The sequence below is a fragment of the Niallia sp. Man26 genome (assembly GCF_022049065.2).
Classification (GTDB): domain Bacteria; phylum Bacillota; class Bacilli; order Bacillales; family Cytobacillaceae; genus Niallia.
In genome coordinates this window covers 3712273-3730569 of sequence record NZ_CP095743.1, presented here as the reverse complement: position 1 = coordinate 3730569, position 18297 = coordinate 3712273, and the positions used below count along the sequence as shown (strand labels likewise).

18 protein-coding genes and 1 pseudogene are annotated in these 18297 nt (G+C 40.4%); 12 read left to right on the top strand and 7 right to left on the bottom strand.

The genetic code is table 11. The features are described from left to right. Nucleotides 1-6: 6 nt before the first annotated feature. From L8T27_RS18705 to L8T27_RS18675, 7 genes are all read left to right on the top strand, one after another. Complete coding sequence (locus L8T27_RS18705; protein WP_233316011.1) at nt 7-825, top strand: ABC transporter permease; 819 nt, start codon at nt 7-9, stop codon at nt 823-825. A 157-nt stretch (nt 826-982) separates the two neighbouring features. Continuing rightward, on the top strand, nt 983-2005 hold the full coding sequence (locus L8T27_RS18700; protein WP_233316010.1) for an ABC transporter substrate-binding protein: 1023 nt from the start codon (nt 983-985) through the stop codon (nt 2003-2005). 147 nt (nt 2006-2152) lie between these two features. Further along, on the top strand, nt 2153-2857 hold the full coding sequence (chbG, locus tag L8T27_RS18695; protein ID WP_237942097.1) for a chitin disaccharide deacetylase: 705 nt from the start codon (nt 2153-2155) through the stop codon (nt 2855-2857). Nucleotides 2858-3031: 174 nt separating this feature from the next. After that, complete coding sequence (locus L8T27_RS18690; protein WP_237942096.1) at nt 3032-4270, top strand: PucR family transcriptional regulator; 1239 nt, start codon at nt 3032-3034, stop codon at nt 4268-4270. 148 nt (nt 4271-4418) lie between these two features. Further along, entirely contained in the window at nt 4419-5555 is a 1137-nt protein-coding gene (gene ald / locus L8T27_RS18685) for an alanine dehydrogenase (RefSeq protein WP_237942095.1), read from the top strand. Nucleotides 5556-5732: 177 nt separating this feature from the next. Further along, nucleotides 5733-6674, top strand: coding sequence for an ABC transporter ATP-binding protein (locus tag L8T27_RS18680; protein WP_233316006.1), 942 nt, complete (start codon nt 5733-5735; stop codon nt 6672-6674). Continuing rightward, nucleotides 6671-7654 (top strand): ABC transporter permease, encoded by a 984-nt coding sequence (locus L8T27_RS18675; RefSeq protein WP_233316005.1) that lies wholly within the window; start codon nt 6671-6673, stop codon nt 7652-7654. The genes L8T27_RS18680 and L8T27_RS18675 overlap by 4 nt, the downstream gene beginning before the upstream one ends. Before the next feature lie 34 nt (nt 7655-7688). Here L8T27_RS18675 and L8T27_RS18670 read toward each other — a convergent pair whose 3' ends face one another. From L8T27_RS18670 to L8T27_RS18650, 6 genes and pseudogenes are all read right to left on the bottom strand, one after another. Then, nucleotides 7689-8876 (bottom strand): MalY/PatB family protein, encoded by a 1188-nt coding sequence (locus L8T27_RS18670; RefSeq protein ID WP_233316004.1) that lies wholly within the window; start codon nt 8874-8876, stop codon nt 7689-7691. 8 nt (nt 8877-8884) lie between these two features. Continuing rightward, entirely contained in the window at nt 8885-9364 is a 480-nt protein-coding gene (locus tag L8T27_RS28755) for a glucose PTS transporter subunit EIIB (protein WP_282581440.1), read from the bottom strand. A 75-nt stretch (nt 9365-9439) separates the two neighbouring features. Next, nucleotides 9440-10346: pseudogene (locus L8T27_RS28750) on the bottom strand (PTS transporter subunit EIIC); the annotation flags it as partial. Between the two features lie 232 nt (nt 10347-10578). Continuing rightward, on the bottom strand, nt 10579-11370 hold the full coding sequence (locus L8T27_RS18660) for a MurR/RpiR family transcriptional regulator (protein WP_237942094.1): 792 nt from the start codon (nt 11368-11370) through the stop codon (nt 10579-10581). Nucleotides 11371-11518: 148 nt separating this feature from the next. Next, a complete protein-coding gene (locus L8T27_RS18655) occupies nt 11519-12928 on the bottom strand; it encodes a M20 family metallopeptidase (protein ID WP_237942093.1) in 1410 nt (469 codons plus the stop codon). 187 nt (nt 12929-13115) lie between these two features. Further along, a complete protein-coding gene (locus L8T27_RS18650; RefSeq protein ID WP_233316000.1) occupies nt 13116-13253 on the bottom strand; it encodes a hypothetical protein in 138 nt (45 codons plus the stop codon). A gap of 229 nt (nt 13254-13482) precedes the next feature. On the opposite strand from L8T27_RS18650, the gene L8T27_RS18645 reads away from it, so the two are divergent. The 3 genes from L8T27_RS18645 to L8T27_RS18635 all read left to right on the top strand — a co-directional run bounded on the left by L8T27_RS18645 (nt 13483) and on the right by L8T27_RS18635 (nt 15254). Then, nucleotides 13483-13809 carry a MerR family transcriptional regulator gene (locus L8T27_RS18645; protein WP_144455070.1) on the top strand — a complete coding sequence of 109 codons (327 nt, stop codon included), beginning with the start codon at nt 13483-13485 and terminating at the stop codon, nt 13807-13809. A gap of 209 nt (nt 13810-14018) precedes the next feature. Further along, nucleotides 14019-14783, top strand: a complete 765-nt coding sequence (locus L8T27_RS18640) for a threonine/serine exporter family protein (RefSeq protein WP_233315999.1) — start codon at nt 14019-14021, stop codon at nt 14781-14783. Between the two features lie 15 nt (nt 14784-14798). Continuing rightward, nucleotides 14799-15254, top strand: a complete 456-nt coding sequence (locus tag L8T27_RS18635; RefSeq protein WP_233315998.1) for a threonine/serine exporter family protein — start codon at nt 14799-14801, stop codon at nt 15252-15254. A gap of 152 nt (nt 15255-15406) precedes the next feature. On the opposite strand, the gene L8T27_RS18630 is transcribed toward L8T27_RS18635, so the two are convergent. Then, complete coding sequence (locus L8T27_RS18630; RefSeq protein WP_233316156.1) at nt 15407-16162, bottom strand: MurR/RpiR family transcriptional regulator; 756 nt, start codon at nt 16160-16162, stop codon at nt 15407-15409. Nucleotides 16163-16273: 111 nt separating this feature from the next. On the opposite strand from L8T27_RS18630, the gene L8T27_RS18625 reads away from it, so the two are divergent. Both L8T27_RS18625 and L8T27_RS18620 read left to right on the top strand, forming a co-directional pair. Beyond that, complete coding sequence (locus L8T27_RS18625; protein ID WP_233315997.1) at nt 16274-17611, top strand: 6-phospho-beta-glucosidase; 1338 nt, start codon at nt 16274-16276, stop codon at nt 17609-17611. A 284-nt stretch (nt 17612-17895) separates the two neighbouring features. Beyond that, on the top strand, nt 17896-18189 hold the full coding sequence (locus tag L8T27_RS18620; RefSeq protein ID WP_233315996.1) for a WXG100 family type VII secretion target: 294 nt from the start codon (nt 17896-17898) through the stop codon (nt 18187-18189). The last annotated feature ends 108 nt before the right edge of the window (nt 18190-18297 follow it).

The following is an 18297-nucleotide window of genomic DNA, read 5'->3' as shown; positions in this document are numbered from 1 at the left end:
TCTTCGTTGGCGCAGCAGAATCAAAATCCCCTTCCGTATATAGAAGATGAAGAGAAAGCAGCAAAAAGAAGATCACGCATTACCTTATACGGACAATGGGCTTTAGGAGTTTTACTGATTGTGTTTTGGGAACTGTTTGCTAGATGGCAGATTATTGACTCTTATTATTGGAGCAGTCCGTCAACTATATGGAGTACGGCATATACAGCATTTACAGAAGGAACATTGCTCGATGATTTAATTTATACAAGCGGATCGACTGTACTCGGCTTTATTCTTGGAACCTTTATTGGTGCACTGCTTGGTTTATCCTTTTGGTGGTCCTACTATTACTCGCGCATTTCAGAGCCATATTTAATTGCATTTAACGCGGTTCCAAAGCTTGCTCTTGCACCAGTGCTAGTTATTCTCTTTGGGATTGGCTTCAGCTCTAAAGTGGTGCTTGCCTTCATGATGACGGTTATCGTCACAGCACTAGCTGCATACAGCGGTGTGAAAGCAGTTGATAAGGATTTAGAGAAGCTCATGTATTCGCTTGGCGCAAAGCGCTGGCACGTATTCACAAAGGTTGTTATTCCAACAAGCATGCCATGGATTGTGAGCTCATTAAAAATAAATATTGCCCTTGCCTTGGCAGGAACAATTGTCGGAGAATTTATCAGCTCCAGACAAGGAATTGGCAGAATGATTCTTTATGCAGGACAAATTATGAATATCAATCTCGTCTGGGTAGGAGTTGTTGTCTTGTCCTTACTGTCGATTCTAATGTATTTCGCGACGGTCTGGGTGGAGAAAATACTGTTAAAGGGCAGGAATGCTCCGTAATAATTGGAGCCAGGAGGTAAGATTCATGAATATAGACAATGCTGCCTCCCATATATTTTACCGATGACCATCCTTTATTAGAACAAGTATCAGCAACTTTAATAAGATGTGTTTTCCCGGGAGATGGCTAATCGCAACTTAGAAAAAAGGGGGATTTATGGTGCGGAAAGGCAAACTGCTGCTGATTGCTTTATTAGGCCTTATGATGCTGCTTGCAGGCTGTGCTTCAAAAGATTCTGGTGGCGGGACAGAGGAAGGCTTGAAGAAGATTGTCATAGCCGAACCTGTTCATTTAATTGGTTATCTGCCTCTTTATTTAGCCATACAGGAGGGGTATTTTGAGGAAGAGGGACTGGAAGTGGAAGTCATTACTGCTACAGGAGGAGCCCACGTCACATCCCTTGTGAGTGGAGATGCTTGGGGCAATATTGCCGGACCTGATTCAAACCAAATGGCGAATCCAGGCAGCTCTGATCCGATTCAAGGAGTCGTGAATGTCGTCAATCGAGCTAATGTGTATTTAATGGGCAGCTCTGATGAACCAATAGACAGTACAAATGAAGCGGAACTGGCAAGTTATTTGGAAGGAAAAACAATTGCCGCCGGCCGGTATGGCGGCAGCCCAAATCTTTTGACAAGATGGCTGCTGCTCGAGCTTGGTTTAGACCCGGATAAAGATGTGAAGCTTGAGGAGCCTGCTGATGCAAGCGCAGTTGTCTCCCTTGTTGAATCTGGGCAGGCCGATATTGCCAATGGCGGAGAACCGCAAATAACAGAAGGCATTAATAAAGGAGTCTGGAATGAACCGTTCTATAGCTTTCCTAGTTTAGGAGACTATCCTTATTCTGTAATCAGTGTCAAAAAATCAACGATTGAGAATGAGCCGGAAGTGGTCGAAAGCTTTGTCAAAGCAATGCTTAAAGGACTGAAGACGGTTGATGAAGACCATGATTTGGCTATGGAAGCTTTGAAAAAAGAATTTCCGACTACATCTGACGAAAGCTTAAAGGCTTCTCTTGACCGGGCCTATGCAGATCAGCTATGGAGCAAGGATGGCTTCATTTCTGAAGAAGCATTGGCAAAGCCGATGGATGTTGTGGAGAAAACCGGTGTATATAAAGAAGGCTATAAATACGAAGAGCTAATTGATATGCAATTTGTGGAGAAGTTGTCAAAGTAGTATTAATAAGCAAAGCCAGGTCTGTAATGGGCCTGGCTTATTATGTGAGTAAGTTACCGAATAAAAGCGCTTTCATTCCAGTGGGTTTTATGCCAAAATATATAAAGTAGATGATTAAAAAATAAATGAGAGCAAAGGGGAACTAGCATGATTAAATTGCTTGTAAATGCGGATGATTTCGGTTTTTCCAGAGGTGTTAACTACGGGATTCTTGATACTCACTTAAACGGGATTGTCAATTCCGCAACAATGATGATGAATGCAGCAGGAACGGAGCATGCCCTTGAGATTGCTAAAGCTACACCTTCTTTAAAGGTGGGAGTCCATCTTGTCCTCACATTGGGAAAACCGCTGACTAGTGCTTCAAGCCTTATTGGTGATGATGGTTTTTTTAAGAAGCAAAAGGAGGTATATGAGCATCCAGAGGAAATTTCACATGAGGACTTGGAGCGGGAATGGACGGCGCAAATAGAAAAGTTTTTGGCTGCAGACCTGAAACCGTCGCATTTTGACAGCCATCATCATGTCCATGGTATCAAAGAGTTTTATCCTGTTATTAAAAGGCTGTCAGAAAAGTATGATGTTCCAGTCCGGATTGCTGGTCCCCATTTTACAGATATAAAAACAGTTACAGATATTTTAATTGCTGATTTTTACGGTGAGGGAGTTACAGAGGATTATTTTGAAAAGCTCCAAGATAGAGTGGAAGATGGCAAAACAGTGGAAGTGATGACACATCCTGCCTATTTAGACTCTAGACTGAAAAACGGCAGCTCCTATTATGAGGAAAGACAGGAGGAGACGAGAATTCTGTCTGAAGTAAAATTGCCAGAAAATATGGAGTTGCTTTGAGATAGTATACAGAAAATGAGCCAGGATCTCGGCTCATTTTTTCATGCAGCAGGCTCCAGTTGGTACGCTCGATTTGAAGCTAACTATAATTATAGTGTTGTTGTACATAACCTAATCCATATAGAATAGTAGAAAAGCTAAATAACCATTCCAAAGGAAGAAGGGAGCAAATCAATGCCTAATCAGCCAATAAATCCTTTCCGGCGGGAGATGTACGATTCTCTTGAAAGTTTTGTAGACCATGTCAGTGAATTGCTCGGATGCTCGATAACGCTTGAAGATACACATCATCGTGTGCTTGTATACAGCAGTCATGGGGAGGAAACCGATACTGTCAGAATTTCTACCATTATAAGCAGACGGGTTCCTGAGAAAGTAATAAACCGCTTATGGAAAGACGGAGTTATCCCAAGTCTCCTCCAAAGCAAAAAGCCAATCAGAATCGAAGGAAAAAAAGAGATTGGTCTTGGAAGCAGAGTGGCTGTTTCTATATGGCGAGGGGATGAAGTCATTGGGTATATTTGGGCTATTGAATGGGATCAGCCTCTTACAGACAGTCAAATGGAAATATTACAGAACGCTGCTGCCGTCGCGAAGCATCTGTTATCGCGGTTTGGGAAAAGCAAAAGACCGTCAACCCATGATGATCAGGAATTCTTTTGGAAGCTTCTTACTGGTCATGTGAGCGACCATGAGGCTAATCAAAAGCTGTTAGAGCTAAATTACACAAGCAATAAATTTACGATTATGGTTTTTAACTTTAAAGAAATTATCAGCAAGGATATGGAAAAGCAAATCATATATTTGCTTAAAGTAATGGATGATATAAAAATCATTCTCTATACGATGGATGATCATGAGCTGATTTTGCTAGCAAGCACAGTAGACAGACAAATCAGCCCTGCTGCAGTATTTAAGCAGTTCATTGAAAATTTCCCCAAAAGCTTAGCGGAAAAATTTCATATAGAAGGCGTGTACGGCGGATATGGCAGCATATATTCTGAATGGAACCATGTAAAGAAATGCTTTAAGGAAGCGAAAAAAGTCGTGGAGGTTAAGGAGAAGTTCCCAGAAGAGGCAGAGTCTTTTTCTGCTTATCAGGAATTAGGAATTTATCAATTTATGGACGTCCTGTTGGAAAAACGAGTTCAGGATGGGTTCGACAATATAGCGATTAAAAGATTAAGAGAATATGATAAGAGTCATAATACAGAGCTTTTAGTTACCTTGGAAGCCTTTTTGGATGAGAGTGAAAGCATGCAAAAAACAGCAGCACGGCTTCATATACATACTAATACATTAACCTATCGATTAAAGCGGATTACTGAAATAATGGAAGTTGACCTGTCCGTCCCTTCTCAAAAATTCATGCTGTATCTCGATTTGAAGCTGCTGCGCTGGCGACAGAATTAAACCCTTGTTTTTAAGTTTTGTGAATTTTCACAAAGGCTCATCTTTACTTTTATCCTTTTTACCAATGATTAATTTCACAATCCGTCCTATTATAATTATAAGATAACTAACAATTAAAGTAAGGAAAACTGACAAGGGGTGGATTGGATTGATTATTGGTATTCCGAAAGAGATAAAAAACAACGAAAACAGGGTTGCAATTACTCCATCTGGAGTTGCTTACTTAAAAAATAGCAATCATGAAATCTTAGTCGAGACAAATGCTGGTGCAGGCAGCGGTTTTACAGATGCTGAGTATGCAGCGGCTGGGGCGAAGGTTGCTGAAAATGCAAAAGAGGTATGGAATTCTGCAGAGATGATCATGAAAGTAAAGGAACCGCTGCAATCAGAGTATGGCTACTTCCGCAAAGGGCTCATCTTGTTTACGTACCTGCACTTAGCTGCAGAAAAGGAATTGGCTGCAGCCTTGACAGAAAAGGGAGTAACAGGCATTGCTTATGAAACAATTGAAGTGAATGGCAAACTGCCGCTGCTTACACCGATGAGTGAGGTTGCAGGCAGAATGGCTGTTCAGATTGGTGCCCAGTTTCTTGAGCAGCCCCATGGCGGCAAAGGGATCCTGCTTGCAGGGGTGCCTGGTGTGAAGCGCGGTAATGTGACAATCATCGGAGGTGGTATTGTCGGCGCGAACGCTGTGAAAGTTGCAGTTGGTCTTGGGGCAAATGTAACGTTGTTGGACTTGAATCCGGAAAGATTAAGAGAATTGGATAATCAATTTGGGTCAAGCCTAAACACAGTTATGTCTAACCCGGCAAATATTGAAGCAGCTGTAGCAGAGTCCGATTTAGTAATCGGGGCTGTTCTTATCCCTGGTGCTAAAGCGCCGAAGCTTGTGACGGAAGAAATGGTTAAGAAGATGGCTCCAGGCTCTGTGATTGTCGATGTGGCAATCGATCAAGGCGGAATCTTTGAGACAGTAGACCATATTACCACACATGATAATCCGACATATGTAAAGCATGGTGTCGTTCACTATGCTGTTGCTAATATGCCAGGTGCGGTGCCGAGAACATCAACAATTGCTCTAACTAACGTCACGGTCCCATATGCGCTGCAAATTGCCAATCAAGGAGCTGTCAATGCAATCCAGAACAACTACGCAATCAAGCAAGGTGTTAATACCTTTAATGGACATATAACATATGCTCCTGTAGCGAAGGATCTTGGGCTGGAGTATGTGCCTGTTCAAGAAGTCATCAATTCCATTCCCACTACTGCAGTTTAACAATAGATTAACAGCCAGGTTTCCGTTTTACTGGAACCTGGTTTTTTTATGGAGTTTGCTTACAAGTATATAAATTTTTTCCAAATAAATGAAACTTATTAAAAGGCAAACTCGTAATAGTATATGACAGATAAGGTGGGGTACACATAGGATCTTAAAAAAAGAGAGGAGTTTAACATGTCTCAATATGCATTAGAGGTAAAAAATCTCACAAAGAAAATCAGAAGCAAAACGATTGTAGATAAGGTCAGTTTTGCGGTGGAAAAGGGAGAGATTTTCGGACTGCTTGGCCCGAATGGTGCGGGAAAAACAACTATTATTAGAATGATAGTCAGCTTGATTAACAGAACAGAAGGCGAGGTTGTCATTAACGGACATAATCTAGACGCTTCCTTCGCTGAGGCGATGAGCAGCTTAGGGGCCATTGTTGAAAACCCTGAATTCTATAAATATATGAGCGGCTATAAGAATTTGCGCCATTATGCCAGAATGGCAAAAGAAGAAATTTCGGAAAGCAGAATTACAGAAGTCGTTAAGCTTGTAGGACTGGATAATGCTATCCACCAAAAGGTAAAAACATATTCCTTAGGAATGAGACAGCGTCTTGGCGTTGCACAAGCCCTTCTGCATAATCCTGCGATCCTAATTCTGGATGAACCAACAAACGGTCTTGATCCACAAGGAATAAGAGAGTTCCGTGACTATCTTCATGAACTGGCAGCAACAGGGATATCTGTGCTCGTATCATCACATTTGCTTTCGGAAATGCAGCTCATGTGTCATCGCTTTGCAATCATTGAAAAAGGTAAGCTTATCCACATCTCCTCTATGGATGAAACAGTCGCTGAGGGAGTAGATGAGCTAAGAGAAGTGACCTTTGAAATAGATGAGGCTAATAATGCACTAGAACTGCTGAAAAGCAGCGCAGTAGCTTTTGAGGAGGTTTCGCTTAAAAAGGAACTGTTAACAGTAAAACTGTCGAGGTCTTCCATTCCGGCTGTGAACAAACTATTTGTGGAAAAGGGAATTTCTGTGTACGGAATAAATGCGGCGAAAGCGACATTAGAAGACAGATTCCTAGAAATCACGAATAAAAAAGGAGAGGAAGCAGTACGATGATTGGGTTAGTCCAGAATGAACTGATAAAGATATTTGAAAAGAAGATGAGCTGGATTTTTGCCATTATACTTATTATTGCATTAGTTGGAACTGCTGTACTTGAGTTGAAAACTAGCACACAGCAAACAGAAGATGATTGGAAGGTGCAGGTTCAAACGGAAATAGACCAGCTGGAGAAGGAAATGGAAAAAGCTCCAAGCTATGAGGATATTCCAGAAGATGATTATACGACAAAGGCAAAGGAGGATATCCAAGCCGAAATCGACAGTTTTAATGGCAATTTAAATGACAATGTGAATCCCTATACGACAAGCTGGTCATATTTGGATTATTATGGAATTGCATTGAAGTCTCTTATTACTCTTTTTGTAGTAATTGTTTGTGCAGGGAATATATCGTCTGAGTTTTCCGATGGCACAATTAAGCAGCTGCTGATTCGGCCTCATAGAAGATGGGCAATCCTGCTGTCAAAATATATTGCGCTTCTTATTTATTCTGCGTTTTTGATTGCGGTACTAATTGGAATAGGCTATTTAGTGAGCATTGCCTTCTTTGGTATTGATGACTTTAGTGGAAAATTGTCGGTGCAAAATCCTACTACTTTTGAAATGGAAGCTGTAGCTGGTGGAGCATATTTCTTCCAAAGCCTTCTATACTATTTGCCAGGGCTTATCATGGTCCTTACGCTGGCATTTATGCTGTCTACATTGTTTAAGAACCAAGCAATTGCAGTTGGAATTGGTGTATTTGTACTATTCTTTTCTTCGACTGCAGGAGCATTAATTGTTGGTTTTTCAGAAAAGTACACATGGACAAAAGCGTTAATTTTCCCGCACTTAGATCAGACTGTATTCGTAGTGCAGGATAAAATCTTAGAAAATATCACGATGCCGATGTCATTAGGAATTCTTGGAATTTACTACCTTATCTTTATGTTTATCACATTTTTCTTTTTCCAAAAAAGAGATATCAGCATTTAATGAAAAAACCGGAGAGGGCTGCTCTCCGGTTTTTTTAGCTTTTCTTTAAAAAGTTAATAGCTTGTGTGAAACGTGCTAAGCCATCTGCAAGCTTTGATTGCGGACAGCCAGCATTCAGCCTCAAGAAGCTCCTTCCTTCAGCTCCGTAGGTATCTCCGGCCATGATAGCCACTTTACCTTCATGGATAAGGGCGTGCTGAACTTGTTTTGGGGTATATGGCATGTTTTCGATATTAATCCATGCTAAGTAAGTTGCTTCTGGAATTTGCAGCGTCGCTCCTAATTGCTGCTTTTCTAAATATGCCTGTATAAACAGCATGTTATTTTTAATATAGTCATTCAGTTGATCCACCCAACTGCCGCAAGACTGATAGGCCTCTATCGTTGCAGTCAATCCTAATATGCTTGTGGAGGAAAGGCCATCACGATTTTTTAATGTTAGCAAAAATTCATCTCTTATATGCTCACTTGGGATAATGGCATACGAACCAATAAGTCCTGGAATATTGAATGTTTTGCTGGCAGAGGTACATATGCATACATTTTCAAGCGCTGTTGCTTTGCTGATGATGGGAGTATGCTTATTAGGCTGCAGCACAATATCCATATGAATTTCATCGCTGATAATAAAAACATGATATTTCCTGCAAAGATTAATGATTTGTTCAAGCTCATTTTCTGTCCAAACTCTGCCTGTCGGGTTATGTGGGCTGCACAGCAAAAGCACTTTCGCTTTATTGTGGGCAAGCCTGTTTTCTAAGTCAGCAAAATCAATGTGATATTTCCCGTCTTTTACAACTAGTGGATTTGCAGAAATCCGCCTGTTATTATCTGTAATCATCTTAAAAAAAGCATCATATGCTGGAGTCTGTATAACAACATGATCTTCATCATCTGTTAAAACATGAATTAGTTTCGCGATTGTATAAATAACACTTGGGCTGTAAACAATCCAATCTTGTTGCGGCTCTGCAGAAAAGCGTTCTCGATACCATTTTTGAACAGCTTCTTTAAATTCCTGGTGATTCCATCTTGTGTAGCCGAAAATGCCGTGCTCCAGCCGTCTGCTTAAAGCTTTGCTTACTTCCTGCGGTGTTTGGAAGTCTGTATCAGAGATGGAGAAGGGCAACAGGTCTGCTTCTCCGAATCTGTCTTCAATATAATCCCACTGTGTACAGTACGTACCAGTTCTTTTTGTTATCCGATCAAAGGAATATGTCATAAACGGTACTACTCCATTTCTATTTCTAATGCATTTTTTAAAGATGCTACTTGTGTGCCGATAATAACCTGTAAATTATGATTATCGAGCTTTACCACGCCGAGTGCTCCGCAGTCCTTTAATTCCTTCTCATCAATTTTGCTCATATCATTGATTACAAGGCGCAGTCTAGTAATACAATTGTCGAGTGACTGAAGATTTTCTTTTCCGCCTAATGCTGACAGTATTCTTTTCGCATCATACTTGCCTTTTTTCTGATAAGTTAACTCCTCATTCCCAGTCGTCACTGCTTCATCCTCACGGCCAGGTGTTTTTAAATTGAACTTAATAATGGCATATCGGAAGATGAAATAGTAAACAGCAAACCAAACAGCGCCAACTATTAGAACGAGATACCATTTCGTATACGTTCCTTGCAGAACTCCAAAAATAATGAAGTCAAGGATACCGCCGTCTGTATTCCCGATTACGACACCAAGCAAATGCATCGTCATAAACCCTAACCCTGTTAATAGAACATGAATGCCGTAAAGGGCAGGTGCAAGAAATAGAAACAGGAACTCAATCGGTTCTGTTATACCAGTTACAAATGTAGCAATGACACCAGATATCAATAAACCTTTAATCTTGCTTCGTCTATCAGGAAGGGCTGTATGATAAATTGCCAGTGCGACTGCCGGTAAACCAAACATGAAGGTTGGCATTTTTCCTTGAGACAAAAAAGCAGTAGCGGAAGGACTGATTGGAGAGCCGCTTTGCAGCTGAGCATAGAATATGTTTAATGCTCCAGCTACTGTTTGCCCATCAACAACTTGGATGCCCCCTGCTTCTGTAAATCGAATCATGGCGACAAGAATATGATGCAGTCCGAATGGGAGCAATAAACGTTCTCCTGCTCCGAATATGAACGGACCAAATGCTCCAGATTTTTGAATTAGCTGGCCAATTCCAGTGATAGCAATGGCGTATTGGCCAAATGATTGGAATAAGTATGCCGACAACAGCTAACGTAAGAGAGGTGATGATGGGCACAAATCTTGCTCCCCCGAAGAAGGCAAAAGCATCTGGAAGCTGAATATTATAGAAACGGCTATGCAGTAAATGGACAATTACACCGACAATAATTCCGCCGAGAACGCCCATCTCAATTGTTTGAATACCCATTACCATGCCTTGACCTGCTTCGCGAAGTTTTTCCGCTGCTGCAAGCTGGCTTGTTTCTGTTAAATAAAAATTGATAGATAAATGCATAATGACAAAGCCTACAAATCCTGAAAAAGCAGCAACTCCTTTTTCATAACGTGCCAATCCGAGTGGGATTGCAATTGCAAAGAGTACAGGCAGATAGGTGAAAGCGAAGCCTCCGATGGTAGACATAAACCTAAATATCGTTTGCAGGAAGCGGTTGTCTAAAAAAGGCAGAGCTTCAATTGTAGACGGGCTTGTGAAGGAGCTGCCGATTCCTAGCATAAGACCCATAAAGGCAAGCAGAGCTACTGGAAGCATGAATGTCTTTCCGAGCCCTTGGAAAAACTCCCAAAAGCGTGATTTTGCATTATTCATAATCACTTACTCCTTTCTAAAACATGGATGTTTGTGTCTAGAGTAACTGTCTATGACAAGAAGAACAATTGGTTTTGGGAGAAATGTAAGGGTATACAATTTTTGTACAGCGGGTTTTCCATAAAAAAAGCCGCTAGGTTCACGCCCTAGAAGCCTTCTGTCCTGTTTTACCTGATTCTAATGCAGTCAGGATAATAAAATCTAATAAAATACTTAATGGAAATCTTGAACTCATATCAAGATCTCCGAGATAACAGTTTTGAATTCGGGCTTGAAAAGTAATATCTGCTAAATCCTTCAGCCGGCTGCTTTTCCTTCCGACAATAGCAATTGTTTTTACTGCTCTTTCCTTTAGAATTGCAGCATAATCAAGAATATGAGCGGTTTCTCCGCTGTATGAAACCAATATAGCTAAATCCTTATTGGACAACCCGTTAGCGACACATCTTAACTCATCCCAGTCTTCTCTTGCGTTGCAGATTATCCCTGCAAAGGTTAGTTTTCTGGCCGCATCAATGCAAGTTGGCAAGGATGCTCCGACTCCAAAGAACTCAATAAAATTACTTTCATGAATGAAGCTTGCTGCCTTATGAATATCAAGCTCATTAATATGTTCCAAAGTCCATTCCATTTCCTGTTTGACTCTGTCCATATGTGCTGTCAAAAAGCTCGGCGGATGTACAGCTTCTTTATATAATTCTTGTTCGCTATCTTTGTTTAAGCTGTATTTTAAGTCTTGAAATCCGCTGAATCCTAAGCGTTTACATGTTCTGCTTATTGTAGCAGTTGATATGAATAAAGCTTTTGATAAATGGTCCAAGCTCGATTCAGCTACAAGCGCTGGGTTTGCAATTATATAGTCCAATACTTGTTTTTCTAATTCGCTGAGTTCGCCTTTAGATTGGGCAAGGCGCTTTAAGAGGATATTCAAATTTTTTCAGCTCCAGACTTTGTTAAGAAAGGTACTAGCTAGTCCTCTTTATTATAAGTCGACTGCCGGCGAAAAAGTACTGTTGCAGCTACAGTTTTAAAAAGATATTGCCTAAAACCTACGAAAGAGGCTCAGGCAATATTTGTAACTATCTCGCAGCAGCTGGCTGTACCTCATCAGGGATAGGGCAGACATAGCCTTTTTCTCCAACTGTTTGCTGCAGCTCCTTTTTCGCTTCTATAAGTAGTTCCGGATCTTTAAGCAGTTTAGCTGCAGTAAGGAAAAGGATTTTTGCAACCTGTAAGGTTCCTTTATGAGCGCTGCTTGATTTTCCTTGTGCTGTTAACTGCCAAGTATGAAAGGGAGTTCCGATTGCGCAAGTTGTAACATTGCATTGAGCTGTTGGTGTAACCCAGCTGACATCGGAAACATCAGTAGAGCCTGGCATGAGTGACATTGATTGTTCGTAAGCAAGGACATCCTCGAACAAGGGATTATCCTCTCTGTTCATACTTAAAGGTTTATATGCTTCTGTTAGCATCTCATCAGTAAGGGTGGCTTGAATCTCTGTCGCAAACTGCTTTTCGGCAGCAGTGAATTTTGTCGGCCCGACTTCAAGCATTGCTTCTTGCATCACTAAATTAAGCGTGTTGTTCGGGATATAGTTGGAGCAGGCCTTATCTATAACAACCTCCATTTCTGTGCCAGTCATTAAGGCAGCTCCCTTTGCGACATCTTTCACTCGTTCAAATAAATCTATCACCGTATCTGTTTTAGGAGCGCGGATTAAATAGAGGACCTCTGCAAAGCCTTGTACAACATTTGGGGACAAACCGCCTGAGTTAGTGATGGCATAATGAATACGAGCCTGGTCAATTATATGTTCTCTCATATAATTAGATCCAATATTCATCAGCTCTACTGCGTCAAGCGCACTTCTTCCTAAGTGAGGAGAGCCAGCAGCATGTGCGCTTTTGCCTTTGAAACGGAAGTAAACTTGAATATTCGCTAAGGAGCTGGTGTTCATTACAAAGGTAATGTCATTTGGATGCCATGTTAATGCACAATCAACATCATCAAATGCTCCCGATCTGACCATGAATGTTTTGCCTGAACCGCCTTCTTCTCCAGGGCAGCCATAATAACGAATGGTGCAAGGAATATTGTTTTCGGCCACATAATTTTTCAATCCAACAGCAGCAGCCATGGCTCCTGTGCCTAGAAGGTTATGACCGCAGCCGTGGCCATTGCCGTTTGGAATAAGAGGACATTCCCTCGCGGTTCCATCTGCCTGACTTAAGCCTGATAAAGCATCAAATTCACCAAGGAAAGCGAAAACTGGCGTGCCTGAACCAAATTCGGCCATAAAGGCGGTCTCCATGCCGCCGATCTTTTCGTGAATTGTAAATCCTTCCCCTTGAATAGCTGTCTTCAAATAAGAAGCGGAGGCGAACTCCTCAAACCTTGTTTCAGGATGATCCCAGATATAATCGCTTATTGTGCTCCACTTGGCCTTTGTTTCCTCTAAGTATTCTGTAATCCAAAATAAGTTGCTCATCTATAATCCTCCTCTCAAAAATAAAAAAAATTAAAAAAATTTTGACATTTACTTGCAGTTGTTGCTTCCATCCATTAAAATAACGTTAGATTTCCTAACATTAAAAGGGTAGGTTAATGGCAAAAATGCAAAAATCCACCACAAGCTAAAAGTATAAGGAAGCTGCTTGCGATGGATTGTATCTATTTTAACTATTTTGGATAATACGAAGAATATCATGGGCGTTATCGCCAGCAACTGCTGCGAAGTCTTCCCATACCTCATCACGAAGAAGGTCAATCTCGACAATTTTTTTTGCTAATTCGATTGCTTCTTTGCTGATCATTGCAAATAGCTCCTTTCAGTAAAAAATTTTACGTTCTCTCCTGATGACCAACTATACATAAATATTTTAAAAGAATTTTATGCAAAAAACAGCTATATTGTCAGGTATTCTTACCTATTTTTTGAATTTTGCGTTAGATTTTATAACAGGATACGATAAAAATCTGAATACTCGTATTATAATTACAGTTAATGAGAGAAATTATTACTTCATGAGGTGAGATGATAATATGGATCATGAGCCATCCTACAAAAAAAGGAAAGTTATCACGATTGGTGTTGTTAGTGAGCTGACTGGGTTAACAGAAAGGCAAATTCGCTATTATGAACAACGAAAGCTTATTTTCCCGGAAAGACCTGAACGGGGGAACCGGAAGTATTCATTTTCAGATGTAGAGCGCTTAATTGAAATTGCCAACAAGCGGGAAGAAGGAGTAAGAACCCATGAAATACGTCAGGAAATAATTAAAAAAACCCGTGAAGAAGAAGAGCGCAAAATAAAAAAACAAATGTTACGCGGCCAAATCAATGCGCGGTTTGGCATTCAAAAAGACTGAAAACAAAACGAGAAAATTCATCCACTTCGAAAATTGTCCCCTTCATAATATTTACATTCCCAAGTGAAAGTCCTTTTTTAAAGGACTTTTTGTTATGTTTGCAAACAGGAGTTGTACTTCTTCTATTGATTATAGGTGAACATGTCCTTTAAACTGATAATGGTAATTTCTTTTAACAGCTAAGAATGTTTATATATTGGAGAGTTGGCATGGACTATATATCCAAAGAAAAAACGTATGAAATAATTGAGGTTTGCTTGCTTGCTGGAAGAATTATGCTCAAAAATGGAGCAGAAACATATCGGGTGGAAGACACGATGACCCGCATAGCCAAAGCGTATGGAGTGGAGGATTCAGACAGCTTTGTTACACCTACTGGTATTATCTTTTCTTTAGAAGGGCGTGAGCCGACAAAGACAAAGCTGATTCGGATTATTGACAGAACAACAAATCTGGAAAAGGTTCTGAAGGTAAATGATATATCGCGAAAAATCAGCTCCGGCTATATCTCTTTGCAAGAGGCATATCATCTATTGAAAGAGATTGATAAAGAAGGTCCAACCTATACAGTTTGGGTGCAGTTTGTTGCTGCGGCAATAGCAAGCGGCTGTTTCTTAATAATGTTCCAAGGAATCTGGAAGGATTTCTTAGCGGCTGTGATTGCAGGCGGAGCAGGGTTTTTATGTTCTGTTTATTTCCATCGAGTGGTGCAAATTAAGTTTTTTGCAGAATTCCTGGCATCGGTGCTCGTTGGATTGATTGCTTTTGGAGCTGTTTATATAGGGTTTGGTGCAGAAACAGACAAAATCATTATCGGTTCGGTTATGCCCCTTGTTCCAGGGTTGCTGATAACTAATGCAGTCAGAGATTTAATGGCAGGTCATTTAGTTTCAGGCATCTCTAAAGGAGCTGAGGCCTTTTTGACAGCTTTTGCGATTGGATCTGGAATTGCTGTTGTGTTTGTAGTATTTTAAGGAGAAATTTATATTATGTGGGAATTATTAGAACAAGCAGTTACAAGCTTTATTGCATCATTTGCCTTTGCGATGATTTTTCACACACCACAACATTTGCTTGTGAGATGCGGGTTTGTCGGCATGTGTGGCTGGGTCGCATATTGGGGCGCGGTCTATGTAAATATAGATGAAGTTCCTGCGACAATCATTGGTGCATTTCTTGTTGCAGTGATGAGTCAAGTATTTGCAAGATGGTATAAAACACCGGTTATTATTTTTACAGTAGCTGGGATCATTCCCCTTGTACCTGGTGGAATGGCTTATAATGCCATGCGACACTTTGTGGAGAATGACTATTATAACGCAGTCAGCCTTGCTGCCAAAGCGTTTCTCTTATCAGGGTCGATTGCAATCGGATTGATGTTCTCAGAAGTGATAAATCAGTTGTTATATAAAAGAAAAACAAGAAAAAGCAATGGAAGCATATAAATGAGTGCTTATCATTGCTTTTTTTATGTAACAGGTTGTTCCTATAAAGTAACAAGTTCCATTCGGTGTGACTAAGTACTAAATCTGGAAGATGTATTTACTATCATGAGCGTGCATTGTAACTTATAGATGTAAAGCAAAAGGGAGCAATGCTATTTCCCTTCATCCCTGTTGATTAAGGAGGATTGCATATAGTCGAAAGTCTCTTTTCCTAACCGTTCAATTAAAAACATGACTGGTATTTGAGTCGTTAAATTGACATTTCCCAAATATTCTGTCGTTATATAATACGCCAGGTTGTAATCAGACATTTTGGCCAGTGAGCTGTCAGAATGATTTGTCAAACTTACAATGATGCTGCCGTCCTGCTTAAGGCGGTCCAGCTTTTCCATTGTTGACTTAGATTCGCCTGACACAGACAGCACGATTGTGACACTGTCAGTTATGTAGTGACTGTAAATTGGGAAATACGGATCTTTAATATGAAGAGAAAATTTCTTGAGACCGGAGAAGAACCTTGCACCATATTCTGCAATGACGCCAGAGGTTCCTGCACCGATAAAAATAACGATTTTTGCTTTAGCGATAACTTCGGCTATTTCTTTAATTTTAGATTCATAGTTTGCTGAAAGCGTTCTTTCTACGAAATCGGAAACAGTTGTATATGTATTGTTAAGCCGATATGTTTCTTCCTCTGCAAGATGATTTTTCAGCTGCACCTTGAATTCAGTAAAGCCGTCAAAACCAAGCTTTTTGCAAAAACGAAGTATGGTGGTTGTGGAGACATGCGTTTCATTTGCGAGTTCTCGTATTCTCATATAGGTTACTTCCCGAGAATTCTTCATAATGTAATTGTAAAGCTCATATTCAAGATCGGAAAAAGATTGAATCTGCTCATTTGTAAACATGTTAAACACATCCATTAAATAGATTTACTCCAACTTAGATAATCTTATTATAACATCAACTAAAATTGAAAAGGGTTACACACCTAAAAATAAGAAAAGGGGCGTTTCTATATGAGCAACGGAATTAAAATTGTAACGATTGGCGGAGGTTCCAGCTACACACCTGAGCTTGTTGAAGGATTCATTAAAAGATATGATTCACTGCCGGTTCGTGAGCTATGGCTTGTTGATATTCCTGAAGGACAAGAAAAATTAGAAATCGTAGGTAATTTAGCGAAGCGTATGGTGAAAAAGGCTGGTTTACCAATAGAGGTTCATTTGACTCTTGACCGCAGAGAAGCCTTAAAAGATGCCGATTTCGTTACAACTCAATTTCGTGTCGGCTTGCTTGCAGCAAGAGCGAAGGACGAAAGAATTCCTTTGAAATACAATGTAATTGGACAAGAGACAAACGGTCCTGGCGGCCTTTTCAAAGGCTTACGCACAATCCCTGTCATCCTTGACATTGTTAAAGATATGGAAGAGCTTTGTCCAAATGCTTGGCTGATCAACTTCACGAACCCTGCAGGAATGGTAACAGAAGCAGTGCTTCGTCACAGCAATTGGAGAAAAATCGTCGGTCTTTGTAACGTGCCGATTTCTATCCAAATGAGTGTAGCCAAGCTGTTGGAAGTAGAACCTGAGCGAGTTCGCGTTGATTTTGCAGGACTTAACCACATGGTATACGGCCTGCATGTGTATCTTGACGGAAAAGAAGTTACAAAAGAAGTGCTGGAAGAAATGACTTCAGGCAAGCATGCAAGTGCGACAATGCGTAATATTGCAGCAATTGACTGGGATCCAGACTTCATTAAAGCGTTGGGAGCAATCCCATGCGGCTACCACCGTTACTACTACAAGCAAGCACAAATGCTTGAGCATGAGCATGAGGAAGCAGCAGAGCAAGGAACAAGAGCAGAAGTTGTACAAAAGCTGGAAAAAGAGCTGTTTGAATTATACAAAGATGAAAATCTTTCTATTAAACCGCCACAGCTTGAAAAACGCGGAGGTGCATACTACAGCGATGCAGCCTGCAGCTTGATCGACTCCATGTACAACGATAAGCGCGATATCCAGCCTGTTAATACAATTAATAACGGTGCAATTGCCAGCATTCCTGATGAATCAGCTGTAGAAATCAGCAGTGTTATCACAAAAGACGGCCCTAAACCAATCTCTATTGGTGACCTTCCTGTACCTGTCAGAGGCTTAGTACAGCAAATTAAGTCCTTTGAAAGAGTGGCAGCAGAAGCAGCGGTAACAGGCGACTACAATACAGCATTGCTTGCGATGACAATCAACCCGTTATTGCCTTCTGATAAAGTGGCGAAAGAAATTCTGAATGAAATGCTTGAAGCACATAAAGAGCATTTGCCGCAATTCTTTAAAGAAGATAAAGTTTTATCATAATCAGGAACAACGAATGTGAGAGGAGTGTCATTGTTGACACTCCTCTTTTTGTAGAAAAACAAAAAAGAACTATATTACTAGATTTTAGTGTTGAAAAAAGGGAGAATATGTCCTATTTACTATAATATTCATAGGAAAATAAATGCATTTATGGTCAAAAGTTCGTTTTATCCTTTATTTGGATATTAAAATGTGGTAATTAATATATAGATGTTTGTTTTCCATTAGCTACATAGTTATAAAGAATGATAGCTAAAATTTTTTTGAAAAAGGAGAGAGGAAACATGGCAGGAATCATTCGAGTAACCCCTGAAGAGCTTATTAGCATGTCAAACCGTTATGCAAACGAGGGAAGTCAAGTTGGTGAACAAGTCACTCGTTTGGATCAAATGATCCAAGAATTGGAAAGCATTTGGGAAGGTCAATCAAGCCAAGCGTTCAGTGAGCAATACCAATCACTTCGCCCTTCATTCCTTAAAATGCAGCAGTTGCTAGAGGATATCTCCTCACAATTGAACAGCACAGCTAAAGCGCTTGAGGATGCTGATGCTCAAATCGCTAACCAAATTCGCGGCTAAGTGTCTGAACTTAATATCGTTAGAGCTTCTTCATGATTTGCATCATGATGGGTGACGAAATAGCGGATGTGGCTTTTTAAAAGCCGTGTGTATTTTAATAAATGAACT